20 protein-coding genes are annotated in these 12,864 nt (G+C 36.6%); all 20 read left to right on the forward strand.

Features of this window, described 5'->3' with window-relative positions:
• Complete coding sequence (locus QM481_RS10875; RefSeq protein WP_166554030.1) at window positions 1-138, forward strand: hypothetical protein; 138 nt, start codon at window positions 1-3, stop codon at window positions 136-138.
• 17 nt (window positions 139-155) lie between these two features.
• Entirely contained in the window at window positions 156-794 is a 639-nt protein-coding gene (locus QM481_RS10880) for a hypothetical protein (RefSeq protein ID WP_283381784.1), read from the forward strand.
• Window positions 794-1,252 (forward strand): hypothetical protein, encoded by a 459-nt coding sequence (locus QM481_RS10885; protein ID WP_283381785.1) that lies wholly within the window; start codon window positions 794-796, stop codon window positions 1,250-1,252. Before QM481_RS10880 ends, QM481_RS10885 begins: the two co-directional genes overlap by 1 nt.
• Window positions 1,245-1,982: a hypothetical protein gene (locus QM481_RS10890; RefSeq protein WP_283381786.1), complete on the forward strand. Its 738-nt coding sequence runs from the start codon at window positions 1,245-1,247 to the stop codon at window positions 1,980-1,982. The genes QM481_RS10885 and QM481_RS10890 overlap by 8 nt, the downstream gene beginning before the upstream one ends.
• Window positions 1,983-1,996: 14 nt before the next feature.
• Window positions 1,997-2,194, forward strand: coding sequence for a hypothetical protein (locus QM481_RS10895; RefSeq protein WP_283381787.1), 198 nt, complete (start codon window positions 1,997-1,999; stop codon window positions 2,192-2,194).
• A gap of 55 nt (window positions 2,195-2,249) precedes the next feature.
• Entirely contained in the window at window positions 2,250-2,912 is a 663-nt protein-coding gene (locus QM481_RS10900) for a hypothetical protein (RefSeq protein ID WP_283381788.1), read from the forward strand.
• A 19-nt stretch (window positions 2,913-2,931) separates the two neighbouring features.
• Window positions 2,932-3,459, forward strand: coding sequence for a hypothetical protein (locus QM481_RS10905; RefSeq protein ID WP_283381789.1), 528 nt, complete (start codon window positions 2,932-2,934; stop codon window positions 3,457-3,459).
• Window positions 3,460-3,491: 32 nt separating this feature from the next.
• Window positions 3,492-4,007, forward strand: a complete 516-nt coding sequence (locus QM481_RS10910) for a hypothetical protein (RefSeq protein ID WP_283381790.1) — start codon at window positions 3,492-3,494, stop codon at window positions 4,005-4,007.
• Window positions 4,007-5,485 (forward strand): tail fiber protein, encoded by a 1,479-nt coding sequence (locus tag QM481_RS10915; RefSeq protein ID WP_283381791.1) that lies wholly within the window; start codon window positions 4,007-4,009, stop codon window positions 5,483-5,485. Before QM481_RS10910 ends, QM481_RS10915 begins: the two co-directional genes overlap by 1 nt.
• 27 nt (window positions 5,486-5,512) lie before the next feature.
• Window positions 5,513-5,851, forward strand: coding sequence for a hypothetical protein (locus QM481_RS10920; RefSeq protein WP_283381792.1), 339 nt, complete (start codon window positions 5,513-5,515; stop codon window positions 5,849-5,851).
• On the forward strand, window positions 5,844-6,122 hold the full coding sequence (locus tag QM481_RS10925) for a hypothetical protein (RefSeq protein ID WP_166554173.1): 279 nt from the start codon (window positions 5,844-5,846) through the stop codon (window positions 6,120-6,122). Before QM481_RS10920 ends, QM481_RS10925 begins: the two co-directional genes overlap by 8 nt.
• Window positions 6,122-6,505 carry a hypothetical protein gene (locus QM481_RS10930; RefSeq protein ID WP_283381793.1) on the forward strand — a complete coding sequence of 128 codons (384 nt, stop codon included), beginning with the start codon at window positions 6,122-6,124 and terminating at the stop codon, window positions 6,503-6,505. The genes QM481_RS10925 and QM481_RS10930 overlap by 1 nt, the downstream gene beginning before the upstream one ends.
• Window positions 6,506-6,554: 49 nt before the next feature.
• Entirely contained in the window at window positions 6,555-6,821 is a 267-nt protein-coding gene (locus tag QM481_RS10935; RefSeq protein WP_283329977.1) for a hypothetical protein, read from the forward strand.
• Window positions 6,822-7,081: 260 nt separating this feature from the next.
• On the forward strand, window positions 7,082-7,300 hold the full coding sequence (locus QM481_RS10940; protein ID WP_095160497.1) for a hypothetical protein: 219 nt from the start codon (window positions 7,082-7,084) through the stop codon (window positions 7,298-7,300).
• A 1-nt stretch (window position 7,301) separates the two neighbouring features.
• Entirely contained in the window at window positions 7,302-7,568 is a 267-nt protein-coding gene (locus QM481_RS10945; RefSeq protein ID WP_283381794.1) for a hypothetical protein, read from the forward strand.
• A 3-nt stretch (window positions 7,569-7,571) separates the two neighbouring features.
• Window positions 7,572-8,006, forward strand: a complete 435-nt coding sequence (locus QM481_RS10950) for a hypothetical protein (RefSeq protein WP_283381795.1) — start codon at window positions 7,572-7,574, stop codon at window positions 8,004-8,006.
• A 185-nt stretch (window positions 8,007-8,191) separates the two neighbouring features.
• Window positions 8,192-9,772, forward strand: coding sequence for an SIR2 family protein (locus QM481_RS10955; protein WP_283381796.1), 1,581 nt, complete (start codon window positions 8,192-8,194; stop codon window positions 9,770-9,772).
• 359 nt (window positions 9,773-10,131) lie between these two features.
• Window positions 10,132-10,446 (forward strand): helix-turn-helix domain-containing protein, encoded by a 315-nt coding sequence (locus tag QM481_RS10960; RefSeq protein WP_283381797.1) that lies wholly within the window; start codon window positions 10,132-10,134, stop codon window positions 10,444-10,446.
• Between the two features lies 1 nt (window position 10,447).
• The gene (locus QM481_RS10965; protein WP_283381798.1) at window positions 10,448-11,308 is read left to right on the forward strand and encodes a hypothetical protein; all 861 of its coding nucleotides are present in this window, start codon (window positions 10,448-10,450) and stop codon (window positions 11,306-11,308) included.
• A gap of 4 nt (window positions 11,309-11,312) precedes the next feature.
• On the forward strand, window positions 11,313-12,635 hold the full coding sequence (locus QM481_RS10970; protein ID WP_283381799.1) for a site-specific DNA-methyltransferase: 1,323 nt from the start codon (window positions 11,313-11,315) through the stop codon (window positions 12,633-12,635).
• Window positions 12,636-12,864: the final 229 nt, after the last annotated feature.

Consider the following 12,864-nt stretch of genomic DNA (forward strand, 5'->3'; position numbering starts at 1 on the left):
ATGTTTAACAAACTCTTAAAACTCGGAAGCTTCTTTGTTGGCTTATGTATCGCTGGTTTCTATGTGTCAGGAATGATGCTCAATTTTATCCAGCTTCGTAAGGAAAAAGAACTTCGAAAAATCAATAAATACGAATAACCGCTAAACCTATTATTATGAGTATTCAAGCTGGTACGCTGCTAAAAACCAACAAAGAGAATGTTTACGCATTCGCAGCTAAAGGTCCTAATGGAGAATACTATGACTTCATGTCCAAAGATGAACCTATCTGGATTTTGAATGATAGCAACTCCCGACCAGACCCCAACAATAAACTTCATGCTTATGTTGGAGATGCGCTTAACCCACCACAGCAATCTGTTATGAAGTTGTGGGCAGGAATCTTCTCTGACGTTGGTACTGCTACAGGTCGTTCAGAAGTTGAAGGTGGCATCCTTTTTTATCAAGTATCTGGTTCACTTTGGGTTTATAACCCTTATGTCAATAAAGATAGTTTTCTAAAAACAGCCCTGTATTGGGTAAAAGCTTCAGAGGTAATGACCGACAAAGATTACAAGGAAAAGGCTAGTAAGAATGCAGAATTGGAGAAAAAAGAAAACGAATCTAACCTCAATAATCCCGAATCACCCCAAAATCAAGGAGAGAAAAAGGATGGATTGACACCTCCAACCTCTGCGGCTGGCTCAGGTGCTGGGACAAATTCAAAAACAGGTTTAATCCTTGGCCTGATAGCTGGTGTAGTATTGATTGGTGTCACGATTTGGGCAATTGTTATCCGTAAAAAAGAAGACTAATGAAAAAGACACCAACGGACACTTCACAGGGTTTGGATACTTCCAAAACGGATAGTTCAAACCAGACAAATACGGATAAAAACGGCAAAACCAAGGTCGGTCAAGCTATCTCCAATATTTGGGGAGGGATTAAAGGTATTTTTACAGGAAAAACACAGAATCCTGTTTCTGCCAATGGGACGACTTTGCAGGTAAAAGACAACCAAGGCAATGTCATAGCTCAGAAGGAAACCAATACCAATTGGGGCGGAGTGTTGGCAGGTGTGGGATTACTTTTTACCAGTATTTTTCCAAACGCCATCAATCAGGATTCTAACCTCAACAACCAACAACCTGACCCGAATGTCCAGCAACAACAGTTGCAAAGAACAGGTCAGAATATCCTTTGGATAGTTGGTTTGGCGATTGTGGGCATAGGCACTGCCATTGTTATCTATTTCAAAAAGAAAGATGATTAAAATCGGAGTAGTATCGAAAGTAAAGGAAATAGAGTTAGACCAACTACGAAAAATCGTAGCAGCCATCAACAAACAATTGGCACTACATTTTGCACCCTATTGGGCAATTGAAGCACAAGCTACGATTTTTAGTAGTACCAACTCGATACCAAAAGGTTACTTCCCTGTGACCATCGAATATGACATTGGCGAAGACCTTGGTGGTTTTCATGGAGTCGATGACGATGGTATTCCATTTGGGAAGGTCAGATATTCGAGTAAAGTCAGCTATGTTCTTTCACATGAGATTCTGGAAATGGTTCATAATCCTTATCTCAAGAAGTTTCGAAAAACTACAGGGTTTAAGGAAAATGAAGATGACCCACTCTATGTTGAGGAAGTCGCTGATGCTACGGACGGGAAAGGCTATCTCATTGATGGCATTGAAGTTTCCAACTTCATTACACCTGACTGGTTCAACAAGGTTCATGTCGAGAATATCAAGTATGATTTTCTAGGACTTTTGAAAAGACCCCGTGAGTTGTATGAAGGTGGTTATATTAGTTGGCTCAGTGTTCAAGGTGAATACTGGCAAGCTGTCAAAACCAAAGGGAAGCTCCTGATACGAAAGCTCACAGGTTCAATTGTAGCCAGTGAAACTAAGAATAACCCACTGGCTTGGATTATTCCAAGTGCGGTTATTTTGCTCACTTTTGCTATCTACATCCTTATTCGTAAAAAAACCTCTTAAATTCTCAATAACCTATGAAAAAGACCCCAAACAAGTCAGAGGAGAAGCCTAAAAGGAACTTTTCTCCTGCTCAAAAAGCAGCTCAAAAGAAGGTAAAACAAGTCAATCTGGAAGCTGTGAAAAGTATCTACGAAGCTGGCAAAGCAGGAAAGCCGATGCCAACATGGGGTAAAACCCTAAAAGCTGCTTCTAAGAAAGTCTACAACAAGTAATTGCCACTAAACCTAAATAGCCTTGACTGGCAAATCAGTCAAGGCTTGTTGAATCATGAAACAACACAAATATCCTCTTTGGAGCATCTTTCTGATCATACTAGCAGCAATATGGCTTTTCTGGGATAAGATAATGTTGTTTTTTACCCAAAAAGCGCAAAAGGAATTGGCTGCCTCCAATGCCAAAATAGACAAGGATACCGATTTGTTACTCGAAGTATTAGCCAAGGATAGATTGGCGATGCAGAATCTCTCTCAGAAAATCGAAGAACTCAAAGATGACAAGAATGATGACACTAAACCTGATGGTGAGGTCAACAATCACTATAATACAACCGTCTACAAAGGAGTCGATTTTCAGGAGGTTTTAGCAGGTGAATATATCGTAAAAGGTCGCTTAATCACCATTAAAAACGGTCTTGCCTATCACTTCAATCCATTATTGGAGGAAAACTATCTCAAAGCAACAGGAATTAGTTTAGACAATGCTCCAGTAGGTGAAACGCTCCACATTCAAGTCGAAGGAGTCGTTGAAATTGCCAATTGGGGACTTGCAGTCAATACTAATTACTATGCTGGTCCTGCGGGACAATTGATGCCATCCGCACCTGATGGAAGTACTACCCAAGGTGTAACCCAAAGTGTTGGCTTGTCACTTACGCCTGAAAAGCTCAACATTGATTTCTCAGTTTCCATTATCAATCAAATTATCACTTAAAACTAAACCTTAATTTAAAATGCCAACTAAAAAACAAGCCATTATTAAGACCACTGACGGTAAAATGCAAGTAAACGTCGCAACGGATACTTCGGACGGAACAGTTGCTAACGCTGGTCGATTTTTGTTACTCAACGACTCAGGTATCGTTGATGATTCCGTAATTCCAGATTGGATGAAAGGTTTTCTAATCAAAGATAACTGTGTAGAAACAGGTGGTATTGCCGTAGGAAAAATGGTTGCTCTAACTTCAACAGGTTTTGTGTTGGCGGATAATGCCACTTTGACCAAAGATGTTATCGGTATCGCCGTAACCGTTGGCGTTAACGGTGCTCAAATGTCCGTTTTGACGGGTGGCAAGTTTACCATCACAGGTGCAACATTTACCAAAGGTTCAAACTACTTTTTAGGAGCAGCAGGAGATGTAACAGTAACACCTCCAGACAATGTTGCGAACAAGTTATCACAAAGAGTAGGTAAAGCATTAGCTGCCACTCAACTGGTTCTTGAGATTTCGGAACCTATTATTACCTCATCATTGGCTTAGGTTTTTTCTAAGCCCTAAACCTATTTTTCATCATGGCAAAAAAGCAAGTAATCTCAAAAAACACCAATGGCGACTTTCAGGCAGTAGTAGCAACCGACACCTCTGTAGGTGCACTAGATGCTGGTGAATATGTTATGCTCAATGGTGTTGGGGTACTCGATGAATCTGTTTTGCCCAATGAGATTTCAAACTTTGTACTCAAAGACAACTGTGCTGAGGCTGGTATTACCGCTGGAAAGCTCGTTGCCTTGACTTCCACAGGCTTTGTATTGGCTGATAATGGTGCTATTGCCAGAGAGGCAATGGGTGTGGCTTTGACAGCAGGCACTGTTGGACAACAAATGTTAGTAGCCATAGCAGGTCGTTTAACAATTTCGGGTTCAACGTTTGCTAAAGGTACACGCTATTATTTGGGTTCTTCAGGTGCAGCCATTGCCACACCACCAGATAACGTTGCTGGTAAAATCAGCCAGTTCATTGGGAAAGCACTGTCATCGACCTCTATTCATTTAGAGTTTGGGCAGTCGATTATAACCACGGCACTCTAATGAAAGAAAAAGTCCTTTTTAAATCAACGAGTGGGGTTTCTACTGAAAAAGTTATTGGCACACTTCCTACGGGAGGTGCTGCCAATATGCTCTTTGTCAAAGGCTCTGCGACAGATTATGATGGGATATGGCAAGCACTTACCTCGGCAATGATAATTGGAGCTTTAACCGTAGGTTCACTTTCACCTTCTTTGATTGCTCAAGATAGTAACAACAGATTCGTAACGGATTCGCAAATATCGGCATGGAATGCCAAAGCCAATGCGACAGATTTAAACAACTATCTTCCACTGGCAGGTGGCTCTATGAGTGGAGCTGTTCGATTCAATACCTATGGGAACAATTCGATTAGCAAAGGAACAGGTGATGGTGCAAATAGTACCACATACAACCTTGAAATTGCCTCTTGGTGGGGAATTGCCTTTAAAGACACTTGCTATAACACGATCAATATTGTTTTCGATACCAGAGCTGGAAAAATCCAGACGAAGAAAGTTCAGATAACAGATTTTAACAATGGAGTAGTAGATGCTCCCGTTGTTGCAGCAGCCGATGGGACACTGGCAAAGAAAGCTATTAGTGCAGCTTTTGTGACAGAATCAAGCGATAAACGCTTTGTGACAGATAGTCAAATTTCAAGTTGGAATACCAAAATATCAGGGATTAACTTAGAAGAAAACGGTACAGTTAAATCTGGCAATAACACAAATATCAACTTTTGTAATGGTAGCTTTATTGGCGCTTCAGTATTTGGAAATCAAGTGCGTTTTAACGTCGATGTGGTTAATGACGACTCACGATATAACGGCACTACAACATCTCCTATTTCAACCAGTTTTGTCAAATCCAAGTTAGATGGTAAGGCTGATTGGGGACATGGTCATAGTTGGGACAGCATTTATGGAAAGCCTGGTGCTTTCAATGTACTTCTAAGAGAAAATGGAGGAGACAGAAGTGTTGATTCGGCCATTAACTTTTCTAATGGAGCCTATAACATTGTTCAGGTAGATGGGAATACCATTCGCTATCATTGTGATGTCGTCACAGACAATTCCCGTTGGGCAGATTGGTGTCCCAATCCTATAGCTACCAACCTTATCAAATCCAAACTTGATGGAAAAGCTGACTGGGGACATGGACACAGTTGGGATAGTATTTCAGGAAAACCCTCTGAGTTTAATCCTACTGGGCATAATCATCATTGGAATAACATTGATGGCAAACCCTTTGAATTCTCGATAAACAGTAATGGTTCATCTGTTGTTTCAACCAACTATTGGTTCAATTCCAAACATGGATGCGTGATGGAAGGGATGAGCTATATTCACAATATCAGTTCTGAAGTTATAGGCTCAAATGGTATATCAACCAATGACCTTCGTCTTAACATGACGCCTTCGTATGCCAAGTCAAGTGCTCCGTCTGGTTACCTGACGCTCGATGGTAACAGAGTCGTTTTCGTCAACTCATTTTATTAATTTTTAACCCTCTAAATCACACACCTCATGTACAAAATCCTATTAGCTCCCAATGTAAAGGGCATTAGTGAAATTCTAGTGAACTATGACAACATTTCAGAAATGAAGCAAACGGCTGAAATCTCGTATGCAGAGGTCATCGACATTTCCAAGATTGTAGATAAAGTTCGTTTCCCTCAAGCCGAAGGAATCTCACAAATCAATAAGATTTGGAGAGCCGAAGGTCAGTTATTCGACGATTGGTATAATGAACCAGATACCCTTTTGGTCGAATACCTTTTGGAGAACCTAGGTTTGACTTTCACCAGTATTCAAAAAGTTGATCCTCAATCTGGTCAATTTGTAACTTTTAAGACCAATGAATAAGAAAAAGATAAACTTCAATATCCCTTTCAAGGGATTAGATGACAAGGCAGTTGTAGAAAATGCTCAAGAATTAAACATCGGACAAATCCTAGCCTCACGTATTGCCTACAGTAACAGAGGTGCTGGAAAACTCATGTTTTTGGGCTTTGACATCTACAAAGGAAACGAGTTGGAGTTGGACGCTTCAGATGTTAGCTTACTACGAAACTTCGTAGAAGAAGACGAAGCCATGACCAACCTACTCAAGTATAGAATCCTTGAACTTTTGTAATGTTTAGTCAACTCTATCTCCCCATCAAGCTCCCGCTCTGGAAGGTACGCCTTCTACAGGGCGGAGCTCTTTTGTTTGTATGCCTACTCATTGCGGTAGGATATTTCTATTATCAGAAGGATACCCAAGTAGCTAAAGCCGAAGGACAGAAAATAGAAATCAATGAGAGAATCGCCCATCGAGAGCAACAAAGGACCACACTCCAACAGATTGCCTACGAAGCATTCAAAAACGGACTTTCTACCCAAGAACAAATCCAAGAAAAGCACCATGAAGACGAACGCAATATCAATGTGTATTTCCTTGCTCTACCTGATTCTACCATTGAAGCTCTATTCACAGACCAATACGGACAGCCTAAGCCAATCACGGTTTACAAATAAGTACTATCTGATAACGCCACTACAGCTACGAAATATCGTGGCTGACCGTATGAGGTATGATTCACTGTTAGTTCGATACAATGCCCTCATTCGTAATAATCAAACAGTAATTGAGCCAGCCATTGATGCAGCCACTCAATCATTCGAACTAGCAGACCAGAACGCTCGTGACTATTCCAAAATCATTAAACTAGATACCAAAACCATCAAGAACCAAAAATTTCAGATTATCTGGCTAAAGGTTAGGACTCCATTGTTGGGAGCAGCCTTGTTCTACTTGGGAAACAAGTCTGTGACATGGGGATGGAAATTTTGATAGCAAATGTTTAGACCAGGGAATTACTTCAGCTCACTTTTTATCAAATTTTGATAGCAAAATTCTATCGGCGCTCATTACTCCGCTCCTGAAGCTTTTAAAATTGATAGCAAAATTTTACCAGCTCTCTCTGGAGCAGTACCCAAGGTCTAAGTCGACATCATAAAATTGATAGCAAAATGGTATAGAGCTGCCAACTTCACACCGGGGAAAAGGGTATGTTTTGCTATCAAAATTTCTCAAGCACTAAACCTATAAATATGAATGACATAATTGGCACAGTCGGCAACCTTGTGGGAGGTCTGTTTGGTAGTCAGTCACAAGACAACACTACCGATTTATCCATACAAGGAACAAAATATGATGGGATTGCCTATCAAAAAGAAGTCGAACAAAACAAAAAGCTTACAACGTACCTCCTGATTGCTTTTGCCATAGGAATCACAGTTTTAAGCGTATCACTATTCAAAAGGAAATAATATGGCAAACATCGCAGATATTGGAAACATCATAAATTCTGGCATATCATCTCTAGGCAACGCAGTCAAAAGCGTTTTCCAAGTAACCGAAACAGGCAAAACCAATAGAACTCAATTAGAAACCGATGCAGAAAAATACGGTAGTGATTCTGCTTACGCATCGAGTGTAACAGTTCAGCAAGGGAAAACGATAAGAGTTTTACTTATCTCCATAAGTGCTATATTTCTTGCCTTTCTAACCTTTAAACTTGTTAGGCCTAATCAATAATCTATGAAAAAGCTTATAGTAATTGTCACCATAATAGCGGCAATAATAGTTGCTTATTTTCTAAGCAAAACGCCGAAGAATAGCACTAGTTCAACAGCCAGTAACCAGCTCGATAATTCAGACACGACTCAGAATTCAAGCAGTAGCCAAACCAATAACGATGCTGGTAACAACTCCAATAGCACAGGTTCTAGCAACACACAAGGCAATGTACAAGGAACAAACCCTGACGTAGTGGATACCAGCAAGTTTTATGATTATTGGACTGAGAAAGGAGAATACATTTACCTCAGAAAAGGAGGAAAAACAGCAGTAGGAAACTATGCAGTAGGTTTCTTAAAGGATGGCAGAATGGTTTACACATACTACCTCTACGAAGGAACTCCAGAGGAGATTATGAGGTATAGTTTATCTCCAGAGTATGTACTTGTTTATTGATAGGAATGGGAGTCTAAATCAAATAGGCTTCCCTTTTTATTTTGTTGTAGTTCAGGGCAATACACTATTATTTATTGACTTTGGTTAATAAAATTGTAACAAATACTTGTAATCCTCACAAGGTATAAATTTTAATTATATTGCGTATTTAAATTATTATACAATATTTTAACGACAAAATATAAATGAAAAGTCAATTTGAAACAGAATTTGAGTCACACTTAAAATCTTTTAATACATCTCCATTTTTGTTTATTGGTTCTGGTTTTTCATCCAGATACATCAATAGCGAGGGATGGGCATCATTATTAGGAAATGTGTGTAATGAAATTGGATTACCAAATAATTTTCACTATTATAATTCTAAATCTACAAATGATTTACCTCAAGTAGCAACATATATGGCAGAAGATTTATTTGAAGACTGGTGGAAAAATCAAAAATTCAATGGTAGCCGAATAGATTTTCAACAATCATCTATAAATAAAGAAAGTCCATTTAAATATGAAATTTGTAAATATCTTAAGAAAAATACACATACAATTCAAGAGGAATATAAAGATGAATACAGTTTAATTAAAAAAATCAATATTGAAGGAATTATTACAACAAATTGGGATAACCTTTTAGAAAATACATTTCCAAATTTTAATGTTTTTGTGGGACAAGAGAATTTGATTTTTAATAATTCTATAGATGTTGGCGAAATTTATAAAATTCACGGATGTATTAGTAATCCTAATAGTCTAGTTGTGACTAAAAATGATTACAATATTTTTCACGAGAAAAATCCATATTTAGCCGCAAAATTACTGACTATTTTTATGGAGCATCCAATTATTTTTCTTGGCTATAAAATTGGAGACTCTAATATACATCAAATATTAAGTTCAATAATTAAAATATTAGACGAGCACAATATTGAAAAATTAAAAGATAGGTTAATATTTTGCTTAAGAGACAACACTTTAAGTGAAACTACGATATCTGATGGAAACTATTTGATAGGTGAAGGTGAAATCAATTTACCAATAAAAAAAATTAGATATAAATCATTATCGGATCTTTACAAAGTTTTAGCAAATAACAATAGAAGGCTACCTTTAAGAATATTAAGACACATGAAACATATGGTTTTTGATTTTGTGAAAAATTCAAAATCAAAAAGTAATGTTTATCTTGCTGATGATAAGAATATAAATGAGTTGGATTTAGAAAAAGTTCAATTTGTTTATGGTTTTGGTATTAAGGAAAGCTTGTCTTCTAGAGGGGTAAAAGGGATTGATTCAAGAGATTTATTAATAGATTGTATTGAAAGCAATCTCAATGCTGACCCACTAAATATTTCAAAAAATGCGTTACCAATAATACAAGGTAAGTACATTCCATATTTTAAATATTTAAGAAGTGCCAATTTATTAGACGATTTAGGAAATATTCCAAGTTCTGACGATACAAAAGAATTGGTACCAAACTTTATCGATGTAATCAATAATATAAAAATCAACGATTTTTATCCTACAAATTCATATTTGAAGAAAAAGAATATAATAAATCAACAATACTCTTCTTTAAGTGAACTAATTGCTCATGAAGATGAAGTACACCAAATCCTGTATATACCACTATTAGATATTAAAAATGTCGATATTAATGAACTACATTCTTTTTTAAAATCTAAAAAAATTAAAAAAGACAAATTAGATACTCATTTACGAAAGTTAATTTGTTTTTATGATTATTTGAAGTACAAGCTACAAAAATAATACTTCATACAACTTTTGTAGCTTCTGCACAGCTTACCTTTCTAAAAAGACTCTTATAAAAATATGCTTCCAGCCCTCTTTTAAAGTACTTTAAAAGAGGGCTGTTTTTTGGGGAAGCTTACAATACACTTTTGATAAATAGTTAGCTGCAAGTGAAATCAAATCGCTAAAATACTCTGAATGTCTTTTTACTTACGTCATAAAATTCAATGTTTGGTTTTACAGATACACAAGTTAACGCTATAAAAAGAAGCATTTGGAGATTCTAAACCAACAAGGATATAAATAAAAAGACAAAACAAATTGAACGGAATAAAAATTAACTCTTTATTTTTGGACAAAAATTGCAAAGGCCAAATATGTCCAAAATAGACATTATAACATTTGGAGAATGCATAAAGAGACTCAGAGAAAGTGCAAATCTACCATTGAGAAAGGTTGCTGCTGAGTTGGAGATTGACACCTCGACACTTAGCAAGATCGAAAAAAACGAAAGAAACGTAAACGAACAAATTATTGATGGTATTTCAAGAATGTTTCATATTAAAAAGTCAGACTTAAAAGTTCGTTATTTGAGCGATAAGATTACATATCAACTTTTAGAAGAAGATGATGGAATCAAAATACTCAAAATAGCTGAGGAAAAAATTAAATATTACAAGCAATTAAAATGATATGACAAAGACATTTCGAGACTATAAGGCAGATAATGCCAATTGGATTACATTAGCAACGGGAGAGTTTTATCCTGATATTCTAATTGATGCTTGTAATTTATATAAACCTGTTCTTGAACTTTTTGGACAATTACTAAAATCAAGTGAAAGTTCAGAGAAGCTATTTCTACAAACTGTAGATGTAAATCAGCCATGGATGCGTATTCAGCTAGCAAGGGTTTTTAGAAAATATGTAAGCCCTAATACACCAGTAGAGATGCTTAAACAAAAAGGAAAAGCACAATGGATTTGTAGAGAATTTGGAAAAGGTTTTAGACCTGTTGTAGAAGTTCAAAAAGCATTTTTATCAAGACCTATGCCAGACGAGGCTTTATGTGCTGTTTTATGGGAGTACAAGGACAGAGGTCAAAAGGGTTATGACATGACTGAAAGAATGTTTGAACTTCTAAGAGGTAAATTCCCAAATTTTGAAATTTTAGGCCCTGAAAGAGCTGGTAGAGACATATTACTAGGTGAAGTATTTGAGGATTATCCAAAACCAGACCGACCAGCGGATTTTATTATGAAAAATGGAGAAACTATTTTAGCTGTTGGGTTTGCAAGATATGATTCTGATAGAGGTGGAGCACAGGAAGATGATAGAACAGGTGGTTACTCTAACGCTTCGAGAGAGCTACTTGACTATGCGGTAGGTAAAGATTTGAGAACTAAAATTATTTTTGTAAATGATGGTCCAGGATTGTTACTTGGTTCAATGTGGGATGACTACAGTTATATTGAAGAATCTTCGGACAATATTAAGGTAGTAACGCTAAGAATGATTACGGAAAGAATTACACTTGAATGGTTAAATAGTTAAAACTATGGCAACGGGAGTAACAAATAAATTTTGGAAGGATTCGGTACAAATTATCTCATCAGAGCATTTTTCATTTGAAACTGATTATGAGATATTCTATAAAGGGAAAACACCTGAAAGGGAAATAATAAATACACTTTATTCAGAGAAATACGAAACGCTTTACGGTGAATTTAAAGAGAACAAATTATTTTATGGTGACAATTTAGATGTTTTAAGATTTTTATTACAAAGTAATAAAAATCTTAAAGGGAAAGTGAAATTAATTTACATTGACCCCCCCTATGGTACGAATAGTGTTTTCCAATCTCGAAATCAGAAAGATTCGTATCGAGATGATTTAGTCGGAAGTCATTTTATTGAATTCATAAGACGAAGATTGATTTTACTGCGTGAGTTATTAAGTGAGGATGGATCTATCTACGTCCATCTCGATAGTAATATGACATCTCAAATCAAAGTGATAATGGACGAAGTATTTGGTTCAAAAAACTTTAGAGGTTTCATTACAAGAAGAAAGTGTAGTAATAAAAACTCAACAAGAAACACCTACGGTAATATTTCTGACTATATTTTATTCTATTCTAAATCAGATAATTTTACTTGGCATCGAGCAACAACGGTTTGGACCGACCAAAAGATTCTGAAAGAATATCCTTGTATTGACGAAGCAACAGGAAGACGTTATAAGAAAGTACCTATTCACGCACCAGGAATTAGAAATGGAGCAACAGGTAAACAATGGAAAGGGATGTTGCCACCACCAGGGAAGCATTGGCAGTACACACCTGATAAACTCGATGAATTTGACCGAAATGGTGATATTTATTGGTCTGCAAATGGGAACCCAAGAAGAAAGGTGTATTTAGATACAGATAAGGGTATTCCTGTCCAAGACATTTGGCTTGACACACAAGATTCACTAAATCAAAGCATCAAAATTACAGGGTATCCAACAGAGAAAAATCCAGACCTTTTAAAACGAATCATTGAATCATCATCAAACGAAGGTGACATTATTTTAGATTGTTTTGCGGGCTCAGGAACAACTTTAGGCGTAGCTCAACAACTTGGAAGAAAATGGATTGGAATAGACAACAGTTCTGAAGCAATTGATAATATTTTAAAGCGATTTATTAAAGGTCTTGAGGGCATGGGAGATTATGTCAACAGTAAAAATGGATTAGATACCGAAACAGACCAAATGACTCTTTTTGAACCAGAAGTAGAATACAGGAAAGCATTGCAAACTGATTTTGAACTATTATCTGATTCAAAATTTTCAGAACTAATAAACGAAATTTTAGAATATTACTTAAATAATTAAATATGGACTAGCATCAACACTCATTGTCAAGTTACAATGCCCGATTTTATAGGCCAAACTTTGCACTAGGTATAGTAAATAAACTTACAGATAATGAGAACGAAGTACAACAGTGGAAGATATTACGCAATTCATTAGTTCTAAAAATGAATTTGAAACAAGACCTCCTTAAAGCGATTAAAAGAGGTTTGTTTTAGTTACATATTAGACTTTATCACGGTTTATTTAT

It is taken from the genome of Flectobacillus rivi, assembly GCF_030056655.1.
Taxonomy (GTDB): Bacteria; Bacteroidota; Bacteroidia; order Cytophagales; family Spirosomataceae; genus Flectobacillus; species Flectobacillus rivi.